Source organism: Amycolatopsis sp. NPDC049688, from assembly GCF_040674975.1.
Taxonomy (GTDB): Bacteria; Actinomycetota; Actinomycetes; order Mycobacteriales; family Pseudonocardiaceae; genus Amycolatopsis.
Window position 1 is genome coordinate 461,421 of the sequence record NZ_JBFANY010000005.1, and the last position, 19,261, is coordinate 480,681.

19 protein-coding genes and 1 pseudogene are annotated in these 19,261 nt (G+C 72.3%); 8 read left to right on the forward strand and 12 right to left on the reverse strand.

The annotated features are described in order from the left end of the window. The first annotated feature begins 79 nt into the window (after window positions 1-79). Both AB0J55_RS20890 and AB0J55_RS20895 read left to right on the forward strand, forming a co-directional pair. Window positions 80-1,306 carry a cation:proton antiporter gene (locus AB0J55_RS20890; protein ID WP_364250624.1) on the forward strand — a complete coding sequence of 409 codons (1,227 nt, stop codon included), beginning with the start codon at window positions 80-82 and terminating at the stop codon, window positions 1,304-1,306. After that, complete coding sequence (locus tag AB0J55_RS20895) at window positions 1,303-1,914, forward strand: TetR/AcrR family transcriptional regulator (protein WP_364250627.1); 612 nt, start codon at window positions 1,303-1,305, stop codon at window positions 1,912-1,914. The genes AB0J55_RS20890 and AB0J55_RS20895 overlap by 4 nt, the downstream gene beginning before the upstream one ends. 618 nt (window positions 1,915-2,532) lie before the next feature. Here the strand turns inward: AB0J55_RS20895 and AB0J55_RS20900 are convergent. From AB0J55_RS20900 to AB0J55_RS20910, 3 genes and pseudogenes are all read right to left on the reverse strand, one after another. Beyond that, window positions 2,533-2,877: pseudogene (locus AB0J55_RS20900) on the reverse strand (Gfo/Idh/MocA family oxidoreductase); the annotation flags it as partial. Between the two features lie 26 nt (window positions 2,878-2,903). Further along, the gene (locus AB0J55_RS20905; protein WP_364250630.1) at window positions 2,904-3,956 is read right to left on the reverse strand and encodes a methyltransferase; all 1,053 of its coding nucleotides are present in this window, start codon (window positions 3,954-3,956) and stop codon (window positions 2,904-2,906) included. An 11-nt stretch (window positions 3,957-3,967) separates the two neighbouring features. Beyond that, a complete protein-coding gene (locus tag AB0J55_RS20910) occupies window positions 3,968-4,852 on the reverse strand; it encodes an aminoglycoside phosphotransferase family protein (RefSeq protein ID WP_364250633.1) in 885 nt (294 codons plus the stop codon). 97 nt (window positions 4,853-4,949) lie between these two features. Between AB0J55_RS20910 and AB0J55_RS20915 the strand changes: the two genes are divergently transcribed. Next, entirely contained in the window at window positions 4,950-5,702 is a 753-nt protein-coding gene (locus AB0J55_RS20915; protein ID WP_364250636.1) for a tyrosine-protein phosphatase, read from the forward strand. A gap of 16 nt (window positions 5,703-5,718) precedes the next feature. Here AB0J55_RS20915 and AB0J55_RS20920 read toward each other — a convergent pair whose 3' ends face one another. Genes AB0J55_RS20920 through AB0J55_RS20930 form a run of 3 tightly spaced genes read right to left on the reverse strand, consistent with a single transcriptional unit; the run spans window position 5,719 to window position 9,433 of the window. Beyond that, window positions 5,719-6,954, reverse strand: a complete 1,236-nt coding sequence (locus AB0J55_RS20920; RefSeq protein ID WP_364250638.1) for an FAD-dependent monooxygenase — start codon at window positions 6,952-6,954, stop codon at window positions 5,719-5,721. After that, window positions 6,951-8,159, reverse strand: coding sequence for a ketosynthase chain-length factor (locus AB0J55_RS20925; RefSeq protein WP_364250641.1), 1,209 nt, complete (start codon window positions 8,157-8,159; stop codon window positions 6,951-6,953). The genes AB0J55_RS20920 and AB0J55_RS20925 overlap by 4 nt, the downstream gene beginning before the upstream one ends. Further along, on the reverse strand, window positions 8,156-9,433 hold the full coding sequence (locus AB0J55_RS20930) for a beta-ketoacyl-[acyl-carrier-protein] synthase family protein (RefSeq protein ID WP_364250644.1): 1,278 nt from the start codon (window positions 9,431-9,433) through the stop codon (window positions 8,156-8,158). The genes AB0J55_RS20925 and AB0J55_RS20930 overlap by 4 nt, the downstream gene beginning before the upstream one ends. A gap of 161 nt (window positions 9,434-9,594) precedes the next feature. Here AB0J55_RS20930 and AB0J55_RS20935 point away from each other — a divergent pair, with 161 nt between their 5' ends. Next, entirely contained in the window at window positions 9,595-9,999 is a 405-nt protein-coding gene (locus AB0J55_RS20935; RefSeq protein WP_364250647.1) for a VOC family protein, read from the forward strand. A 31-nt stretch (window positions 10,000-10,030) separates the two neighbouring features. Here AB0J55_RS20935 and AB0J55_RS20940 read toward each other — a convergent pair whose 3' ends face one another. Next, the gene (locus tag AB0J55_RS20940) at window positions 10,031-10,681 is read right to left on the reverse strand and encodes a TetR/AcrR family transcriptional regulator (RefSeq protein WP_364250651.1); all 651 of its coding nucleotides are present in this window, start codon (window positions 10,679-10,681) and stop codon (window positions 10,031-10,033) included. A 101-nt stretch (window positions 10,682-10,782) separates the two neighbouring features. Between AB0J55_RS20940 and AB0J55_RS20945 the strand changes: the two genes are divergently transcribed. Both AB0J55_RS20945 and AB0J55_RS20950 read left to right on the forward strand, forming a co-directional pair. Next, entirely contained in the window at window positions 10,783-12,276 is a 1,494-nt protein-coding gene (locus AB0J55_RS20945; protein ID WP_364250654.1) for a DHA2 family efflux MFS transporter permease subunit, read from the forward strand. Between the two features lie 109 nt (window positions 12,277-12,385). Next, window positions 12,386-12,997: a response regulator transcription factor gene (locus AB0J55_RS20950; protein ID WP_364250657.1), complete on the forward strand. Its 612-nt coding sequence runs from the start codon at window positions 12,386-12,388 to the stop codon at window positions 12,995-12,997. 21 nt (window positions 12,998-13,018) lie between these two features. On the opposite strand, the gene AB0J55_RS20955 is transcribed toward AB0J55_RS20950, so the two are convergent. Genes AB0J55_RS20955 through AB0J55_RS20975 form a run of 5 tightly spaced genes read right to left on the reverse strand, consistent with a single transcriptional unit; the run spans window position 13,019 to window position 18,544 of the window. After that, window positions 13,019-14,362, reverse strand: a complete 1,344-nt coding sequence (locus AB0J55_RS20955) for an NDP-hexose 2,3-dehydratase family protein (protein ID WP_364250660.1) — start codon at window positions 14,360-14,362, stop codon at window positions 13,019-13,021. A gap of 34 nt (window positions 14,363-14,396) precedes the next feature. Beyond that, a complete protein-coding gene (locus AB0J55_RS20960) occupies window positions 14,397-15,170 on the reverse strand; it encodes a cyclase family protein (RefSeq protein ID WP_364250663.1) in 774 nt (257 codons plus the stop codon). Beyond that, window positions 15,157-16,773: an FAD-dependent monooxygenase gene (locus AB0J55_RS20965; protein WP_364250666.1), complete on the reverse strand. Its 1,617-nt coding sequence runs from the start codon at window positions 16,771-16,773 to the stop codon at window positions 15,157-15,159. Before AB0J55_RS20965 ends, AB0J55_RS20960 begins: the two co-directional genes overlap by 14 nt. Then, entirely contained in the window at window positions 16,763-17,713 is a 951-nt protein-coding gene (locus tag AB0J55_RS20970; RefSeq protein ID WP_364250669.1) for an aromatase/cyclase, read from the reverse strand. The genes AB0J55_RS20965 and AB0J55_RS20970 overlap by 11 nt, the downstream gene beginning before the upstream one ends. Window positions 17,714-17,755: 42 nt before the next feature. Continuing rightward, window positions 17,756-18,544, reverse strand: a complete 789-nt coding sequence (locus AB0J55_RS20975) for an SDR family NAD(P)-dependent oxidoreductase (protein WP_364250672.1) — start codon at window positions 18,542-18,544, stop codon at window positions 17,756-17,758. A 124-nt stretch (window positions 18,545-18,668) separates the two neighbouring features. Here AB0J55_RS20975 and AB0J55_RS20980 point away from each other — a divergent pair, with 124 nt between their 5' ends. Next, a complete protein-coding gene (locus tag AB0J55_RS20980; protein WP_364250675.1) occupies window positions 18,669-18,971 on the forward strand; it encodes an antibiotic biosynthesis monooxygenase family protein in 303 nt (100 codons plus the stop codon). 25 nt (window positions 18,972-18,996) lie between these two features. Beyond that, complete coding sequence (locus AB0J55_RS20985) at window positions 18,997-19,254, forward strand: phosphopantetheine-binding protein (protein ID WP_364250678.1); 258 nt, start codon at window positions 18,997-18,999, stop codon at window positions 19,252-19,254. Window positions 19,255-19,261: the final 7 nt, after the last annotated feature.

Here is a 19,261-nt window from a genome sequence, read left to right on the forward strand (position 1 = left end):
GTCCGCGCCTCGAAGCGCACTCGAAGCCGCGTCCTTAGCGTGGACCGCGGCCGAGGGTGCCTTCGGAGGGAGCGGGCCGATGACCGCGCGGCAGATCGTCGTCCTCTTCCTGGATCTGGCTGTCGTGCTGGTGCTCGCGCGGGGGCTCGGTGCACTCGCCAGGCGGTTCGACCAGCCCGCGGTGATCGGCGAGATCGTCGCCGGGATCCTGCTGGGACCCACGCTGTTCCACGGCGCGGTCGCGCGGTTCGTGTTCCCGATGGACGTCCGGCCGCTGTTGAGCGGCCTCGCGGACGTCGGGGTCGCCCTGTTCATGTTCCTGGTCGGGCTGGACCTCGACCGGCGGGCCCTGCGCGGCCAGGCCCGGGCGACGATCGGGGTCTCCCTCGGGTCGATGCTCGTCCCGTTCGGCCTGGGGTTCCTGCTGTCCTTCGGCCTGGACGGCCACCAGTCACCGGGGCAGCGGCTCGGGTTCTCGCTCTTCCTCGGCATCGCGATGTCGGTGACGGCGTTCCCGGTACTGGCCCGCATCCTCGACGACCGGGGGATGTCCCGCACCGCCGTGGGCCGGCTCGCGCTGTCCAGCGCCGCGGTGTGCGACGTCCTCGCCTGGTCCTGCCTCGCGCTGGTGGTCGCGCTGGTCGCGGGCAGCGGGCAGGCGTCGTGGCGGGTGCTGCTGCTGGCGCCGTTCGCGGCCGTGCTGTTCTGGGCGGGCAAGCCGCTGCTGCGCAAGCTCCTCGAGCGGACGGCGGATTCGGCGCGGAACCAGCTCGCCGTCGTGCTGGCCGGACTGCTCGTGTGCGGCGCCTTCAGCGAGTGGATGACCCTGCACTTCATCTTCGGCGCGTTCCTGTTCGGCCTGGCCCTGCCGCGCGGGGAGGCGCTGCGCCGCGGCATCGCCGAGCGGGCCGAGCCGGTGTGCGCGGTCCTGCTGCTGCCGATCTACTTCGTGGTGGCCGGGCTGAACGTCGACCTGACCCGGATCGGCGGCGCCCAGCTGGCCGAGCTCGGCCTGATCCTGCTGGTCGCGGTGGGCGGCAAGGTCCTCGGCACGTTCGGCGCCGCCCGGCTGCACCGCGTCGGCGCCCGCGAGGCGGGCACCCTGGCCGTGCTGATGAACACCCGTGGCCTGACCGAACTGGTCATCCTCACCGTCGGGCTCAACCTCGGCGTGCTCGACCAGACGCTGTACACGATGATGGTGGTGATGGCCGTGGTGACCACGATGGCGACCGGCCCCCTGCTGAAACTCCTGTACCCCCGCAGCCGCTTCCTGCCCGGTCCGGTGGGTTCGGTGCGCCGGTGACCGGGGAAAGCCCGCGGGAGCGCAGGAAACGCGCGGTCCGGCAGCACATCTCGGACGTCGCCACCGCGCTGTTCGTCGCGCGCGGGTTCGACGCCGTGACCGTCGCGGAAGTCGCCGGAGCCGCGGGTGTCTCGAAGATGACGGTGTTCAACCACTTCCCGGGCAAGGAAACCCTGTTCCTGGACCGGCACCCGGACCGGCTGCGCGAACTGGTGTCGGTCGTCCGCGATCGCCCCGGGACCGAATCACCGGCGGCGGCGCTGCGCCGTCACCAGCACGAGCTGCTCGCCGCGCGGCACCCGCTGTCCGGCACGACCGACGCCGTGCCCGGCTTCTGGCGCGTCCTGCGGACCACCCCGGCCCTGTTGGCGTGCCTCCACGAGCAGGAACGCGAGATCGCGGAGGCGCTCGCCGCGGTGCTGACCGCGGAATCCGGCGACCCGCGGCGGTCACACGCCGTCGCCGGGCTCCTCACCACGACCATCGGCACGGTCTTCGCCACCGCGGTGGAGCGGCTCGCGGCCGGTGAGCGGGCCCGGGACGTCCGGCGGGGCCAGACCGCGGTGATCGACCAGGCCTTCGCCGTGTGTCACCACGGCGTCGCGTAGCCGGCGGGGCGCCCTGGCGCGAATGGCGTCCAGCAGGCCGAGAGCGGCGAGAGTGCGCCGGTGGTGGGCGGCCAGGCTCTGTTCACCGCGTACCGCGGCCGCGAAACTGTCCAATGCGGTCCGGAACTGGTCGCACGCGGCCAGCGTCCGGTACTCCACCCGGTCCTGGACGGCCAGCCGCAGCGACGGCCGGCACGTCTCCGGCGGCGTGAACGCCCGCTCCAGCTCCAGCCGGCCGCACTCACCCCACAGTTCGTACGACGCCTGGTAGGCGTGTTCGAACCCGTACGTCAGCTGGGCACTGATCCCGGAATCTCCGTGGAGCAGGGCCGCTCCGCCCAGGTCGACGCCGGGCTCGTCGGCGGTCCGCCAGGTCGCGCCGGCGACGGTCGCGGCCTCGCCCAGGTACATCAGTGCCGCGTGCACGGGGTAGTAGGCGAGGTCGAGCAGCGCGCCGCCGCCGAGATCGCGGCGGTACCGCACGTCGTCGGCAGGCAGGGCCGGGATGCCCATCACGGCGCGCACCGAGCGCAAAGCGCCGATCGCGCCGTCCGCGAGCAGCCGGGCGGCCACCTCGTGCTGCGAGTGACAGGCGAACATGCGGTTCTCCATCACGGCGACGCCGTGGTGCGCGGCCGTCGCCAGCACTCGTTCGCCGCCGGCTCGCGTGGTGGCGAGCGGCTTTTCGACCAGCGTGTGCTTTCCCGCGCCCAAGGCGGCCAGCGTCCAGCGCTCGTGCAGACCGGTGGGCACCGAGATGTACACCGCGTCGATGTCCGACCGGCTCAGCAATTCGCCGTAGCCGCGGGCCACATCGCACTCGAAGGACCTGGCGAAGTCCTTCGCCTTCGCGATGTCACGGCTGGCGACCGCGACCAGTCCGGCCGACACCGACCGGCCGAGCGCGGGCAGGAATCGCCGGCGGGCGACGTTCGAGCACCCGAGCACCCCGAATCGGATCACCTGCTCGTCCTCTCGCCTCGATGTGGTCAGCGCCGCGCGACGAGCAGGCCCCAGTGCGAAGGCCCGGTGGCGAACGCCGAAATGACGCGTTCGACGGTGAAGCCGGCGTTCGTCAGCGCGGCCTCGAACTCCCGGCGGGAGCGGTAGCGCCCGCCCACGATCGTCCGCACGAAGAAGTCCCGCAGCGCCATGCTGGGGTCGGCGGCGACCTCCTCCGCCGTGTCGGGACCGAACCAGTCGATCACCAGGAGGGTGCTGCCTTCGGGCGCGGTCCGGTGGATGGTGGCGAGGATCCGGGCGACGTGCTCGTCGCTCCAGTCGATCAGCACGCTCTTGAGCAGGTAGAGATCCGCACCGCCGGGCACGCTCTCCAGGAAGTTCCCGGGCGCGAACTCGAGCCGGGACGCGACGTCGTCCGGCACGCCGGCGGCGACGGCGTCCCGGGCCAGTTCGATGACGTGCGGCAGGTCGTAGAGGGTGCCGGTGGCCTGAGGCGCGGCCGACAGGACGTGGCACAGCAGGTCGCCCTTCCCGCCCCCGACGTCGACCATCCGGCGATACCCGGAGAAGTCGTGCGCGGTCAGCAGGCCGGCCAGGCAGTCGGCGGTGAACTCCGACATCACGTTTTCGTAGGCGGAGCCCTCGTCGGGGTGATCGCCGAGGTAGTCGAAGAGGTGCTGCCCGTGCACCTCGCCGCCCGACCGGCCCCTCAGCACGACGTCCTTCATGTGTTCGTACGCCCGGGTGACGCCGGGGCCGAGCAGGTAGCGGACGTGCGCGGCCGCCGGGGCACCGGTGCCGAGCTTGCCGCCGAGGCTCGTGACCGCGATCCGGCCGTCCGGTTCGAGCCGGACCAGGCCCAGCGCGGCGCAGGCGCGCACGAACGACGCGGTGGCGCCGGCGTGGGAGTTGAGCCGGACCACGAGCTCGTCCGGCCGCAGCGGGCCGCCGGCGAGCGCGCCGGCCAGGTCCAGCAAGACGAACGCGCGGACCACCTGCGCCTTGCAGGTGCCGTACATGAGCTCGAACAGGCCGCGGACCTCGTCCGCCACCGGCTCCTGTGCCACGTCCTGAGCCATACCGTCCTCCTTCACGCGGTGATTTCCTGGAGCGACCGCCAGACCTCGTTGCTGCCGGTCATCAACGTGCGCAGCCGCTTGTCGAGCTCGGCCCGGATCTCCTCGCGGGCCGCACCGCGGATGCACGGGGCGAGCAACCGGAGTTCGCGGACGCGTTGCAGCAGCTGCATTCCCGGCTGTTCGGCGATCCCGGGGTCGGCGCCGTAGGCGGCGCAGTATTCCGTCCAGTCCGATCGCGGCCGGCCGAAGCGGAGAACGTCGTCGAGGATCGGGATCAGGTCCTGGGCCACCGGACCGTGGCTGACGGAGTCCCAGTCGCCGAGCAGGAACCGTCCGCCGGCCAGGAAGAGGTTGCCCGGGTGCGCGTCGCCGTGCACGAGCCCGTGGCCCAGCGGCATTTCGGTGACCGGGTACCGCTCGGTGATCTCGGCGATCTGGGCGAGGAGCCACGCGCGCTGGTCGTCGGGCAGCAGCCGGTCGCGTTCGACGTCGGCGGGCAGCGAGCCGGCCGGTTGCGTGGGCGGCACCTCGAACGGCGGCGCCGGCAGCGTGTGCAGCCGGCGCAGCACCGGGGCCAGGTCCAGCAGGCCGGTCTGCCGGGCGGTCGCGTCCACCTGCTCCAGCCGCCAGAAGGTGGCGGTCCAGCCGTCGGCGGCCACGGGCTGCGCGACGTCGAGCGGGACGATCGTGGGGAAGTCCCGGCCGGCGAGCCAGCGCGTCACCTCGACCACGGTGCGCAGGCGGTCCTGCCACTTCGGGTGGTCGAGGTGGTGCAGCCGGGCCACCGCGCCGGCGTACGGCAGTTCGTAGACGACGTTGACCCTGGCCTGGATCAGCCGCGCGCCGCGGCCGTCGACACCGGCGGCCGCGCAGGCCTTTTCGAGAGGTGGGGGCACCGGACGAAAGTCGCACCTGCCCTTCGAGCAGGGTTGGGGTGCGCTTCGCGCCGGTCGGCTCGTCCCGCGCTCGACAGTCCTGGTGGACGGTCGGGGCATGAACGGTCCGCGGTGGGTCGACCTCGAAGGTGCCGACAACGTGCGGGACATCGGCCCCCTGACCACAGTGGACGGCCAGGAGATCAGGCCGGGCCGCGTCCTGCGCGGCGACGACCTGCGGGACCTGACGCCCGCCGACGTGCGCCGGCTGCTCGGCGAGTTCGGCGTGCGGCACGTCATCGACCTGCGGAGCACGGAAGAGGCCGCCGCCGGCTCGGGCCCGCTGGCCGGGGCCCGCGGGGTGCGCACCCACCACCTGTCGCTGTTCCCCGAGCCGGGCGCCGACACGAGCGCGGCGAAGCGCCGGGTCCTCGAGCTCCTGCCGCCGGGGACGGGCACCCCGGTCACGGCGCACTACCTCGCCTTCCTCCACCTGCGGCCGGATTCGTTCGTGGCCGCGCTGCAAACGCTCGCGCACGCCGACGGCCCGGTGATCGTGCACTGTTCCGCGGGCAAGGACCGCACGGCCGCGGTGATCGCGTTCGCGCTCGAGCTGGCCGGCGTGCCGCGTGACGTGATCGTCGAGGACTACCTGCTGACCGGGGAGCGGATGCCCCGGATCGTCGCCCGGTGGGAACGGCGGCGACAGGGCGCGGGACGGCCGTTCGACGCCCGGCCCCCGCAGGCGGAAACGCTTCGCTGCTTCCTCCGGATCCTCGACGAGCACTTCGACGGTCCGCGGGGCTGGCTGCGCCGCCACGGATGGAGCGCCGCGGACGAGACGGCGTTGCGGGCGAAACTGCTGGAGTGACGCCCCCGGCCGCCGGTCAGGCGGCCGGGGGCCGGGAGACGAACAGGTGGTCGGCGACGTCGATCGTCCGGTCCCCGAAGGCGATCCGCTCGAGGAACCGGGCGTAGACGGGGGTGCGGGAGACCAGCGCCGCGGCCTTCGGGCGGACCGCGGACGCCAGCCAGCCCGCCGAGAGCATCATCCTGCTCTGCGTCACCTGCAGCTTCATGATCCGCCGGATCTCCGGCCGCCGCTGCGCTTCGAACCGGCCGAGCAGGCACGCCGACGCGTCCCGCTCCCGCAGCGACTCGATCAGCACCGGGTGCAGCGCCACCGCGTCCTGGATCGCGAGGTTGATGCCCTGGGCGCCGATCGGGCTGTGCGTGTGCGCACTGTCGCCCAGCAGCACCAGCCCGTCCTGGACCCAGCTTTCGGCGTACCCCGCGAAGACGTCGAGCAGCGCGAGGTCGCCGAGCCCGTGGATCTCGTGCTCGACCAGGTCGGCGTACGGCGGAACCGCCGCCCGGATCCGTGCCTTCACCGCCGCCACGCCCTGTTTCGCGATGGCCTGGTAGCCCCCGTGCGGCAGGGTCCAGCCGAGCTGCACGTGGCCGGGCACCGACGCGTGGACGAGCACCGGATTGCCCCGTGCGCGGAAGACCTGGACCGTGCGCGGGAGGTCGCCGCCGGCCGGGAGCTTGAACCACAGCACGTCCTGGCCGAAGGCGTCCAGCCGGCGCGCCGGGATCCCCGCCAGCCGGCGGACCTTCGAATAGCGCCCGTCGGCCCCGATCACGCAGTGCGCCGAGACGGCCGCCCGCCCGGGGGCCCGGGCGACCACGCCGGTGACCCGGCCGCCCTGCCGCACCAGCTCCGTGGCCTTGGCGCCGGGGAGGTAGGTGAACCCGTCGTGGTCCAGGCACGCCGCCAGCAGTTCCTCGAGCACGTGCCGCTGGGGGATGCCGAGCAGGTGGTTGAACGGTCCCGGCAGCTTCCGGTAGTCGCCGTCGATCAGCACCCGCCCGCGGTCCACGAGCTGGAACCGGTCGTGTTCGTGGGAGCCGCGCGCCCGCGCGCGGCCGAGGACCCCGAGCCGGTCGAGCAGCACCATGCCGCTCGGCTGGAGGATTTCCCCGCGGAACTTCCGGTCCAGCGAAGGGGACCGTTCGAGCAGGACGACCCGGGTGCCCGAGCGCACCAGCAGCAGCGCCAGGGTGAGCCCGGCCGGGCCGCCGCCCACCACGCAGAAGTCGGTTTCGATCCGCGGCGTCACGAGTATCCCTCCGCACTGACCACCATGGCCGAGTTGAACCCGCCGTAGCCGCGGGCGGCGATCAGGACCCGGCGCACCGGGGCGGAGCGGACGTCGGTCACCAGGTCGATTTCGCAGCCGTCGGCCAGCCGCCCGACGTTGATCGTCGGCGGGATCACCCCGTCGCGGATGCTCAGCAGGGCCGTGGCGACGTCCAGGACGGCACCGCCGGCGTTCAGCCGTCCGGTCATCGTCTTCGGCGCGGTGACGGGGACGCCGCCGGGGCCGAACACCGAGGTGATCGCCTGCGCCTCGGCCAGGTCCAGCTCCGGCAGGCCGGCCGCGTCGGCGAAGACCACGTCGATTCCGGCCGGGGTCAGGCCGGCGTCTTCGATGGCGCCCCGCATCGCGCTCTCCAGCCGGGACGGGCCGTGTTCCGGGTCGAAAGTGGCGCGGTAACCGGCGATCTCCCCGTAGCTGCGGACCGCCCCGCGGTCCCGTGCGGCGTCGCCGTCTTCGAGGACGAGCACCGCGCCGCCCTCGCCCAGCACGTGGCCGGTGGCGTCCGCGCCGAAGGGCCGGTAGGCGCGGGCGGGATCGGCGCGGCGGCTGAGCCGGCCGTTGGGTATCTGGGCGGCCAGTGCCCACGGGCACAACGGGGCTTCCACGCCGCCGGTGACCATCAAGGGCGTCCCGCCGCGGACCTGACGGCGGGCGTGCCCGATCGCGTCGAGCCCGCCGGCCTGCTCGGTGACGATGACGCCGGTCGGCCCGCGCATGCCGTGGCGGATGGAGATCTGGCCGGTGTTCACCGCGTAGAACCAGGCGAAGGACTGGTAGGCGCTGACGTACTGCGGTCCCCGCGCCCACAGGTTCTCCAGTTCCCGCTGGCCGAATTCGAACCCGCCGGCCGAGCAGGCGGTGACGACCCCCATGTCGAAGGCGTCGAGGCGCGCCGGGTCCAGGGCGGCGTCGTCGAGGGCCGACGCGGTCGCGGCGAGGGCCAGCTGGGTGACCCGGTCGGTCTGCGGCACCAGCCGGTCCGGGATGTGCTGCCGGGCCTCGAACCCGGGCACCTCCCCGGCCAGCCGGACGGGGTAGCCCGAGGCGTCGAACGAGCTGATCGGGCCGATCCCGCTCACCGAGTCCAGCGTGTGCCGCCAGAAGGTTTCGACGCCGATCCCGTTCGGGGCGAGGACGCCGAGCCCGGTCACCACCGCGCTCACCACGGCGTCCCGCCGGGCCGGCTCAGGACCATCGCGCTCTGGAACCCGCCGAACCCGCTGCCCACCGTGAGCACGGCACCGAGCCGCTTCTCGCGGGCGGTCCCGGGCACGTAGTCCAGGTCGAGTTCGGGGTCGGGGTCGGTGTGGTTGGCCGTCGGTGGCACGACCCCGTGCTCGATGGCCAGCGCGGAGGCGGCGATCTCGATCGCGCCGATGCCGCCGAGCGAGTGGCCGACGACCGCCTTGATCGAGCTCACCGGCACGCGGTAGGCGTGCTCGCCGAGCGCGCGCTTGAGGGCCTCGGTTTCGTGGCGGTCGTTCTGCTTCGTCGCCGTGCCGTGCGCGTTGACGTAACCGATGGCCGAGGGGTCCAGCCGGGCCCGGTCGAGCGCCCCGGTGATGGCGTGGGCCATTTCCCGGCCGTCGGGCCGCAACCCGGTCATGTGGTAGGCGTTGGACCGCGAGGCGAACCCCGCGACTTCGGCGTAGATGTGCGCTCCTCGCTTCCGCGCCCGCCCGGCCTCCTCCAGGACCACGACGCCGCAGCCTTCGCCGAGAACGAATCCGTTGCGCCCGCGGTCGAAGGGGCGCAGGGCGCCTCCCGGATCGTCGTTGCGGTTCGAAGTCGCCTTGATGGCGTCGAAACACGCGAAGGTGATCGGCGAGATCGGGGCGTCCGAGCCGCCCGCGATCATCACGTCGGCCGAGCCGTCGAGGATGAGCTCGCTCGCGTGGCCCACCGCGTCCAAACCGGACGTGCACCCCGCCGAGATCACCGCGACCGGGCCCTCCGCGCCGGCCTCCCGGGCGACCACCGCGGCGAGCTGGCTGGGCACGAAGTACTCGTACATGTGCGGCACCGCGTATTCGTGGTCCACCACCCACTTGCGGCCGCCGTCGCTGAGCACGCGGTACTCCTCGTCGAGGTGCATGGTGCCGCCGACGGCGGTGCCCATGCTGACGCCGACCCGGCCGGGCGGCGGGCCGGCCGGCTCCTTCAGCGGCAGCCCGCTGTCGGCCAGCGCTTCCCGCGCGGCCACGACGGCGAACTGGACGGACCGGTCCCAGCGCCGGACCTGCTGCGGGGAAAGCCCTTCCCGGACCGGGTCGAAGTCGCATTCGGCCGCGATCCGCGAACGGAACGGGGCCGGGTCGAAGAAGGTGGGTGTCCTGGTGGCCGTCCGCGCCTCGACGATCCGTCCCCAGAACGGCTTGCTGCCGGGTTCGCCCGGCGCCACCACACCGAGACCGGTGATCGCGACCCGCCTGGTCATGTCAGCTCCTCGGGGAGTTCGCACCCCAGGACGGTCACAGCGGGACGTCGAGCCCGGTTGGAGCGGCGGTTGCGCGGGCTCTGCGCCGCCTCGATCCGAGGCCGAAGCCGGCCACGCAGGCTGGACCGGTCACGATTCACCAAGCACCGGAAGGAACTTCCATGTCAGCTCCTTTGGGCACCGTCGTGCCCAGCATTTCGCCGTACCTGTTCTACGAGGACGTCGAAAAGGGCTTCGCCTTCCTGCTCGAGGTCTTCGGCTTGGAGAAGATCGCGGTGCAGGAGGTGCGGGGCCGGACGGTGATGGCGCAGGCCGGCCTCGGCCAGTTCACCGTGGTCGTCGCCCAGGCCCGCGACACCGAGCTCGTCCCGGCCAGGACGCTCGGCGGGGTGCACAGCGCGATCGCGGTCATGGTGGACGACGTCGACGCCCACCACGCCCGGGCCCGGCAGGCCGGTGCGACGATCTGGGCCGAGCTGTCGGACAAGCCGTACGGCGTCCGCGAGTACGGTGTGCGCGACACCGAAGGCAACCTGTGGTTCTTCGCCACCCCGCTGAAGCGCTGAGCAGCGCGCTTCCCGTTCCGGGGACGGCGCTTCAGGCGCGCGGGCCGTAGATCCCCAGGAAGGCGTCGACGCCGTCGATCGTGTAGCGCTCCACGTCCTCGTCGGAGATCGGCACGATGCCGAACAGGACGCGGTTGTTCGCGGTGTACAGCAGGAGAGCGCTGAGCCGGTCCACGGCCACGCGGACGTCCGGGATGCACAGCAGCCCGCGTTCGTGCAGCCGGCTCAGCTGCTCCTCCACCGCGGTCTGGATCATGTCCGGGCCCGTCCGCCGCCAGGCCTCGACCAGCTGGGGGTAGTGCGCGCCCTCGGCGATCAGCAGCCGGCGCAGCGCGACCAGGTCCGGGGCGAGCAGGAACGAGCCGATCCAGTCCCGGCCGAGCGCGATCAGCCCGGCCCTCGGGTCGGGGACGTCGCCGAGGTGGTCCTTGGCGGCCGTGACGAACCGGTCCCGCAGCGAGGTCAGCGTCTCCTCCACCACGGTCAGGAACAGCCGTTCCTTGTCGCCGTAGTGCTTGTACAACGTCCGTTTCGACACGCCGGCCTCGGCGGCGATGCCCGCCACGCTCGTGCGGGCGAACCCTTCCCGCACGAAGATCTCGATCGCCGCGCGGGCGATGGCCTGCCGCTTCTCCGGCCAGCCGTGGCCGCTGGGGGCGTCCCGCTCCGTCCCGTCAAGCACCTGAGCTCCTCCGGTTCCGCTACCGGGGGAAGTATACCAAGCGGTTCACATGTGAACCCCTCGGTTTACAAAGGTAGCCCGAGCGGTTTACATTGGTCGGCATGACTCCGAGAAAGTCCCCCGGCTCGGCCGCCCCGCAGGCCGCCGACGTTCCCGATCGGCTCGACCGCAGGTTGGTCATGCTCGCCCTGACCACGCTGGTCGGCGGCTTCGCGACCCTGCTCGACTCGACGATCGTCAGCGTCGCGATCAACTCACTCGGCAACCAGTTCGGCTCCCCGCTGTCGACCATCCAGTGGGTCATCACCGGCTACCTGCTCGCGCTCACGATGGTCATCCCGCTGACCGGCTGGGCGATCGAACGGTTCGGGGCCCGGCCGATGTGGGTCGCCTCGCTCGCGCTGTTCCTCGCCGGATCCGCGCTCTGCGGCTTCGCCTGGTCCGCGACGAGCCTGATCGTCTTCCGGGTAGTCCAGGGCTTCGGCGGCGGCATGATCCTGCCCATCGCCCAGACCATCGTGGTCCAGGCCGCCGGCCCCCGCCGGATCGGCCGCGTGATGAGCATGATCGCCATCCCCGCCCAGCTCTCGCCGATCCTCGGCCCGGTCGTCGGCGGCCTGATCGTGGACAGCCTGTCGTGGCGCTGGCTGTTCTTCATCAACGTCCCGATCGTCCTCGCCGCCATGATCATGTCGATCTTCTACATCCCGGCCGGCGCGCACGCGGAGAGCAAGAAGCTGGACGTCCTCGGCCTGGTGCTGCTGTCCCCGGCCCTCGCCACACTCGTCTACGGCCTGTCGCTGGCCGGGCACAACGGCTTCGGCGACAGCGGCGCCCTGACGTGGCTGATCATCGGCGCGGTGCTGCTCGTCGCCTACATCGTGCACTCGCTGCGGCCCCGGATCCACGCGATCATCGACGTCCGGCTCTTCCGCTCGCGGTCCTTCACCGCGGCGTCGATGCTGCAGTTCCTGTTCGGCGTGTCGATGTTCGCCGCGATGTTCCTGCTCCCGCTGTACTACACGCAGGCCCGCGGTCAGAGCGCGCTGGCGGCCGGGCTGCTGCTCGCCCCCCAGGGCGCGGGCACCCTGATCGCCCTGTCGCTGGTCGGCAAGCTCACCGACCGGATCAACCCCCGGCCGATCATCCTGGTCGGCATGCTGGTGGCGAGCATCGGCACGATCCCCTACGTCTTCGTCGGGCAGTCGGGCAACGAGTTCCTGCTCGGGGCCGCGCTGCTGGTCCGCGGGATGGGGCTCGGCGCGGCGGTCATCCCGCTCAGCGCGGCCGCGTACCAGGGCCTCGGCAAGGCGGACGTGCCGCGCGCGACCAGCGCGGTCAACATCATCCAGCGGATCGGCTCGTCCTTCGGCACGGCGGTGCTCGCGGTCGTGCTCGAGCAGCGGATCGCCGTGCACGGCGCGACCGGCGCGGGCAAGGCCCTCGCCTTCGGCGACACCTTCGTCTGGACACTCGTGCTGACCGGGGCGGCGCTCATCCCCGCGCTGCTGCTCCCCGGCCGTCCCGAACCGGACCCGGCGGAACCGGCGCCGCGGCCGGCTGAGGAGGACACCGCGGACGCCCGCAGCCGCTGACCGTCCCCGAAACCGCGCCGGGGCCCGGCCGCCCACCCCCACGGCCCCGCCCCGGCGCCCTCACCCCAGCCCTCTGGAGGACGCAGTGCCGACTACAACGATCCTCATCGTGGACGACGATCTCCGGTGGAGCGGCATCATCAAGGACGCGCTGCAGAAGGACGGCGAGTTCGTCGTCGTCGGCCAGGCCCGCAGCGGGCTCGCCGGCGCGGCGATGGCACGCGAGCTCCGGCCCCGGATCGTCCTGATGGACGCGGTCATCGCCGCCGACGAGCTGACCGGCGGGCTGTCCCGGATCCGGGACGCCTCACCGTCGTCCCAGGTGATCGTCCTGGCCGAGCGCGGCGACGCCAGGCTCGCCCGCAGGCTGCTGCGCAACGGCGCGCGGGGGTACCTCGCGAAAGAAGTCACCCGGCTCGAGCTCGTCCTGGCCATCCGCTCCGCCGGCGCGAGCGAGCAGCGGATCGTCCTGTCGATCGATCCGGAAAGCCTGCCGCTGGGGGAGGCGGACGACTGCCAGCTCTCCCGCCGCGAGGATCAGATCCTCCGCCTGGTGGCCGGCGGCCTGAGCAACTCCCAGATCGCCCGGAAGCTGTCCGTCACCGAGGGCACGGTCAAGCAGCACCTCCGGAAGGTCTTCGTGAAGCTCAACGCGGTGGGCCGGATGGATGCGGTGAACAAGGCACTGAGGAGCCAGGTCCCGCTGTTCGTCGGCGCGTGACACGGCCCGCTCGTGCCGGGCCTAATCGAGCACCCGCGCGAACTTGAGGCACGCCGTGAGGCTGCGGGCCTGCACGTTGACGTAGTTGCTGTGCCGGAGCAGCCCGTCGAGCTGGCCGAGCGTCACCCACCGGAACCCCGGCGGGGGCGGGTCCGGGGCGTCCCCGGTGACGTCCACCGCGAGGTAACGGCTCTCGGCGTGGTCGAACCGGCCGCCTTCCTCGGCGTGGACCGCGTCGTAGCGGATGCGGGCCGGGTCGGCGGTCAGGACCTGGTCGAGGAACAGCGGGTACGGGCCGTGCGGGTAGTTGGCCGGCACGCACTGCACCGTCGGGCCGAGTTCGGGGGTGTCCATGAAGCCGCCTTCGGTCCGGGCGCTCACCAGGACCTGCCACACGCCGCGCGTGCAGCGGACGAGGAACGCCACCACACCCCGGCCCCGCGGGGCGAACATCGGCTGGGTCCACCGGCTGACCTCCCGGCTGCGGGACTCGACCGAAAGCGCCACCACGCTGAAGTACCGGCCGTCGGCGCGGCGGATCTCGTCGCGGGTCCGGTGCCAGTGGGTCAGCTCCCGCAGCGGGAGCCGGGTGGTGCGCACCGCGTGGTTCGCCCGGAACTCGGTGATCCAGCTGACCAGCCCGGTCAGCGGCTCCCGCGCCGGTTCGCCTTCGGTGGACAGGCAGGACAGCACGGTGCGGGCGTCCATGTTGACCAGGTTGTCCCGGCGGAGCAGCTCGCCGATCTGGCCGAGGGTCAGCCAGCAGAAGTCGTCTTGGAGCGGCACGTCGCGATCGCTTTCCACGACCATGTTGCGGTTGCGCTTGCGGTAGAACCAGGCGCCGTGCTCGGACTGCAGGACGTCGACGAGCACGGTTCCCCGCGCGGGCCCGGTGAAGTGCTCGAGGTAGCGGACCCGGGCGCCGCCGTGGGCGCGGGTGAAGTTGCTCCGGGTCGCCTGGACGGTGGGGGACAGCTGGAGCAGCCCGGGGTTGCCGGGTTCCATCTTCGCCTGCATGAGGAAGTGCAGGACGCCGTCGAACTCCTTGGCCAGGATGCCCAGGACGCCCACCTCCGGCTGGTTGATGATCGGCTGCTCCCACTCCCGCCCGTCGCCGAGCGCCACGTGCAGCCCTTCGACGGTGAAGAACCGCCCGGTCTCGTGGCCGAGATCCCCGGTCTTCGCGTCGAAACCCCACCCGCCCAGCTCGGCGAACGGGATGCGCCGCACCACCGACGCGTCGGCCTGCCGCCGGTCGGACCACCAGGCGGTGAACCGGCCCGGGGAATTGACGGTCCCGGTCACCGCCGACACCGACTCCCGGAGCCGGGAGCCGATCCGGGGTTCGCGCACGTGCTCGAGCACGGTGACACCTGCCTTCGCGTTGAACGCCTGCCGCTCAGTCGTCGACCAGCGCGACGGCGCGGGCCCACCCGGCGCCGGCGCCGGCGATCTTGACCGGCAGGCACGAAATGGTGAATCCGACGGGCCCGGGCAACGCGGCGAGGTTGGCCAGCCGTTCGATCTGGCAGTACTCCCGCTCCCGGCCCGCGAAATGGGCGGGCCACAGCGCGGCGGCGTCGCCGGTGCGCTGGTACTCGCCGATCATGTGGCCGAACGGCCCGTCGAGGCTGAACGCGTCGGTGCCGATGACGCGCACGCCGAGGTCGAGCAGCAGGTTCACGGCGGGGCCGTCGAGCCCGGCGAACCGCGTGAAGTAGTCCGGCGTGCCGGCCAGCCGCCCGGCACCGGTGTGCAGCACCACGATCTCCGCCTCCCGCGGGACGTGCCCGATCTCCTCGAAGGCGCGGTTCAGCCGCTCCACGCCGATCGTGCCCACCGGGGAGTCGGTCACGTCGAGCAGGACACCCGGCCCCACGAACCAGTCCAGCGGCAGCTCGTCGATGTGTTTCGGCCTGCCGTACGCCGCGACAGACCCGTAGTGGGACGGCGCGTCCACGTGCGTGCCGGTGTGGGTCGTCAGCGTCAGGGTGTCCAGCGAAAGCAGCTCCCCGCCGGGCAGCCGCGCCGGGTTGAAGTCGATGCCCCAGTTCTCCCGCATCCGCCGGGCCATGTGCTCCGCACCGTCCACAGCGGACATGACGCTGTGGGTGACCGGGTTGGGCTCCCAGCCGCCGGCGTCGATCGGCGAGGACAGGTCAATGATCCGCATCCGGGCCTCCCGGCACCGCCGCGGCCCGCAGCCGGACCGCGGCGAGCACCGCCTCGATCTGCCCGGCGCCGGTGAGCGGCCCCTTGCCGGCCAGGTAACCGTCGGGTCTGATCAACGCGTAGCCGCCGCCGCGCAGCCCGAAGCCGGCTGCCAGCACGCCACCGGGGTCGGGCAGCGACCGGGGCCCGGGGCCGGGGACCGCGCGCACCGAAACGGCGTGGCCGTGGGTGCGCACGACGTGGTCGAGCACCGGGCCGAGCCCTTCTCCGAAGCAGAGCAGGGACCAGCGGGGATCCGCCAGTTCCTCGCGCAGGGCGGCCCGGGCCGGACCGGCCCCGGTTCCGGCGAGCACGGCGGCGGCCCGGCCGCCCGGCGGCACGCCCGTACCCGCCGCCGCCGGCAGGCTCAGCGAACTGTCCGCATAGGACAGAGCGAGGCCGGAGAAGCTGCGGATCATCGTGCGCTCGACCCGGCGTTTGACCGGTTTCGCCAGGCCGAGCAGGCCCAGCCCGGCGGGCAGCAGCACGGGCGCGAGGACGTTGCGCAGGGCCACGAGCGCGGTCGCGGTGCGCGTCGAGCCGAGCAGCGTCGCGCCCACCGGCAGCCGTTCCTCGTCGTAGGTGTCGAGCAGGCGTTCCTCCGCCTGCCCGGTCACCACGGCGGCCAGCTTCCACGCCAGGTTGTAGGCGTCGTGCATCCCGGCGTTCATGCCCTGGCCCGACGCCGGGCTGTGCACGTGCGCGGCGTCGCCCGCGACGAAGCACCGGCCGACGCGCATCCGCTCGATCATCCGCTGCTGCACGGTGAACAGTGACAACCAGGTGGGCGTGGCGACCTCGACCGGGCGGCCGAGCGCTCGCGACAGCTTGGCGGCGAGGCGGTTCCGGACGAGCTCGGGGTCTTCGGCGACGGCGCGGCCGGCGGTGTCCACCACCCGCCACTTGCCGTCCTCCGGGAACGGCACCAGCAGCAGGGTGCCGTCGCCGGTGTGCAGCAGGTGGTTGCTGTCGGCGGGCAAGGGCGCGTCGAGGACGACGTCCGCGTTCAGCCAGGTCCGGATGGCCTCGCCCCGCAGCCGCAGGCCGAGCTGCCGCCGCACGGTGCTGTGCGCGCCGTCGGTCCCCAGCAGCCAGGGCACCACGGCCTCCTCCACGCGGCCGCCGGCGTGCCGCAGCGTGACCGAGACCTCGCCGGTGTGCTGCGTGAACCCTTCGAGGGCCACCCCCCATTCGACTTCCACGCCGAGTTCGCGCAGGCGCTCCCGCAGTACCCGTTCGGTGATCACCTGGTCGACCATGAGGCTGAACGGGTAGGCGGTGGGGGTGTCGTCGTAGTTCGTGTCGAACCGGATGAGCAGGCGGCCGAGCCGGTGGATCGAGAAGTGTTCGACCCGGCGCCCGCGCGGGAGCAGCCGGTCGAGCAGCCCCATCTGGGCGCAGATCTCCAGCGTCCGGGCGTGCACCGCGATGGCCCGGCTGCTTTCCGCCGGACCCGCCGCCTGGTCGACCAGCCGGACGGCGACGCCGCGCCGGGCCAGTTCGTGCGCCGCGGTCAGCCCGACCGGGCCGGCCCCGGCCACCAGCACCGGGGCGTCACCCGGCATGGTGCGCCTCGGCGAACTGCTTGGCCAGCGCCAGGGTGGCCGCGCTGTTCCCGCCCGCGGCCCGGCGGATGAACGCCCGTGCCGCGGCCACGTCGGCCCCGGCGCCCAGCACCCCGGTGATGGCCGCCTCGTTCACCGTGACCACGTGCTGCGAGGTGACCAGCACGCCGTCCCCGGTGTCGCGGACGATCCACTCCCCGGTGTGCGCGGTCATCAGGGACGGTGTCCGCAGCTGCTTGTAGACGATCCGCTCGTCCGGGAAACAGATCCGCACCGACTCGGTGGTGTGCGAGGCCCCGTCGCCGGTCCGGGTCTCCATCGCCATCCACTGGACGTTCTCCACCTCCTCGGTGAGCTGGAGGCTCGCCACGTGCGGCAGCCTTTCCGGCCACTTCGCCGCTTCGTGGAGGAAGGCGTACACGGTCTTCGCGGGAGCACGCACGACCGTCGAGTCCTCGAAGCTGAAGACCAGGTCGCCCAGTGCGTCCCAGGACTCCGCCAGCACCTTGATGTTGCCGAGTTCGGTCTCGCTGTTGGCGTTCGTCGCCTCGGTGATCCAGGCCAGGCCACGGGCGTCGTCCTCCACCGCGGTGAACTCGTGCTCGAGCACCAGCCGGGTCCCGCCGCCGTCCGCCGGTTCGACGATCCATTCGCCGCGCATCGAGGCGACCGGGGCGGTGGAAACCTCCTGCCGGAAGCCCACCCGCCGTCGCCCTTCGTCGAGGGTCCGCGCCGAAGTCCAGGAAGACACCTTCCCGTTGGCCAGCGCCCAGATGCGCAGCCGCTCCGCCGAGCCGTCGCCTTCGACGCGCTCGACGTGCACGGTCGGGGTGAAGTACTGGGGCCACGCGACCGCGTCGGCGATGATGTCGTACACGACGGCGGGCGGGGCGCCGATGTCGATCCGGTGGCTGGTGTGCTCGCTGATGCCGGTGGTCATGTCCTGGCTGTCCTTCCGCGATCCGGTCGGTGAGAGCGGGGGTCAGAAGATCCCGAGACCACCGCAGACGTTCAGCGCCTGCGCGGTGATCGACGCGGCGGTGTCGGTGACGAGGTAACAGATCAGGCCCGCCACCTCCGACGGCGTCGAGTACCGGCCGAGCGGGATCTTCCGGTGGAACTGGGCGAGCACCTCGTCTTCGGTCAGGTTCCACGTCTTCGCGTACGCCTGCCGCACCCGGACGGCCATCGGCGTCTCGACGTAGCCGGGGCAGACGGCGTTGACCGTCGTGCCGGTCGGCGCCAGTTCCTTCGCCAGTGCCTTGGTGAAGGCGATGACGCCGCCTTTCGACGCCGAGTACGGCGCACCCAGCGGCACACCCTGCTTCCCGCCGGTCGAGGCGACGTTGACGATCCGGCTCCCGGGGACCTCGCCCAGCCTGCCGGTCGTGAGCACCTCGCGGGTGACGAGGAAAACGCTGTTGAGGTTGCTGTCGATCACGTCGTACCAGAGTTCGTCGGTGATCGACGCGGTCGGCCCCCCGCCACTGCGACCGGCGTTGTTGACCAGCACCGTGACCGGGCCGTACCGGTCGACCGCCGCGTCGACCAGCTGCTTGACGTCCTCGCGCGAGCGGACGTCGCCGGCCGCGCCCGCCACGTCCAGCCCGTCGGCCCGCAGCTTTTCCACCGTCGAGGCGACATCGCCTGCCGTCCGCGCGCACAGGAAGACCTGGGCGCCCTGTTCGGCGAGCTTTCTCGCCGTCGCGAGGCCGATCCCGCTGGTGCCGCCGGTGACCAGGGCGACCTTTCCGGTTCTCGCAATGCTCATGCGCCTCACTGTGCGGACCGGGGTTGGAGCACGCGCGGACCGGCGTTGGAGCGGCCCGCTCCAACCCCGCTCGAAGCCGGTGGCCGACGCTCACGGACAGCCCGAGACCGAACAGGAGATCGCGATGCACGTGCTCATCAACCGCTTCACGCTCACCGGCGACGCGGCGGAGTTCGAACGGGTGCTCGGTGAGATCACCGAGCACATGGCTCAGCAGCCCGGTTTCCGGTCTTATGCGCTCTACCGCGCGCGGGACGATTCGCCGGTCTACGTGGAGACCGCGGAATGGGACAGCAAGGACGACCACGCGAAAGCGACCGGCACCGAACGGTTCCGCTCGCTGGTCAAGCAGGTCATGCCGCTGGTCAGCGTCGAGCCGGGCAGTTTCGAGCTCCGCGACCGGCGCGAGGCGGTGCCGAGCCGGTAACGGCCGCCACCGGAGAGGAGGAACGATGACCCAGCTGACGATGAGTGATCTCGTCGCACTGCTGCGCGAATGCGCCGGCGAGGACGAGGCCGTCGACCTGGACGGCGACATCGGTGCCGTCCCGTTCGAGGAACTCGGCTACGACTCCCTCGCCGTGCTCAACACGACCGGCCGCGTCGAGCGGGACTACTCGATCCAGCTCGGCGACGAAATCGTCGCGGTCAGCAGGAACCCGGACGACTTGCTGCGGGCCATCAACGACCGGCTCCGCGAACGCGTGTGAGGCAGGC

What these genes read in the sequence shown, in the direction of transcription:
- AB0J55_RS20975 (WP_364250672.1), bottom strand. Translation starts at nt 18,544, where the DNA reads ATGAGCATTGCGAGAACCGGAAAGGTCGCCCTGGTCACCGGCGGCACC.
- AB0J55_RS20970 (WP_364250669.1), bottom strand. Translation starts at nt 17,713, where the DNA reads ATGACCACCGGCATCAGCGAGCACACCAGCCACCGGATCGACATCGGC.
- AB0J55_RS20960 (WP_364250663.1), bottom strand. Translation starts at nt 15,170, where the DNA reads ATGCGGATCATTGACCTGTCCTCGCCGATCGACGCCGGCGGCTGGGAG.
- AB0J55_RS20945 (WP_364250654.1), top strand. Translation starts at nt 10,783, where the DNA reads ATGACTCCGAGAAAGTCCCCCGGCTCGGCCGCCCCGCAGGCCGCCGAC.
- AB0J55_RS20915 (WP_364250636.1), top strand. Translation starts at nt 4,950, where the DNA reads ATGAACGGTCCGCGGTGGGTCGACCTCGAAGGTGCCGACAACGTGCGG.
- AB0J55_RS20930 (WP_364250644.1), bottom strand. Translation starts at nt 9,433, where the DNA reads ATGACCAGGCGGGTCGCGATCACCGGTCTCGGTGTGGTGGCGCCGGGC.
- AB0J55_RS20935 (WP_364250647.1), top strand. Translation starts at nt 9,595, where the DNA reads ATGTCAGCTCCTTTGGGCACCGTCGTGCCCAGCATTTCGCCGTACCTG.
- AB0J55_RS20980 (WP_364250675.1), top strand. Translation starts at nt 18,669, where the DNA reads ATGCACGTGCTCATCAACCGCTTCACGCTCACCGGCGACGCGGCGGAG.
- AB0J55_RS20890 (WP_364250624.1), top strand. Translation starts at nt 80, where the DNA reads ATGACCGCGCGGCAGATCGTCGTCCTCTTCCTGGATCTGGCTGTCGTG.
- AB0J55_RS20985 (WP_364250678.1), top strand. Translation starts at nt 18,997, where the DNA reads ATGACCCAGCTGACGATGAGTGATCTCGTCGCACTGCTGCGCGAATGC.
- AB0J55_RS20905 (WP_364250630.1), bottom strand. Translation starts at nt 3,956, where the DNA reads ATGGCTCAGGACGTGGCACAGGAGCCGGTGGCGGACGAGGTCCGCGGC.
- AB0J55_RS20965 (WP_364250666.1), bottom strand. Translation starts at nt 16,773, where the DNA reads ATGCCGGGTGACGCCCCGGTGCTGGTGGCCGGGGCCGGCCCGGTCGGG.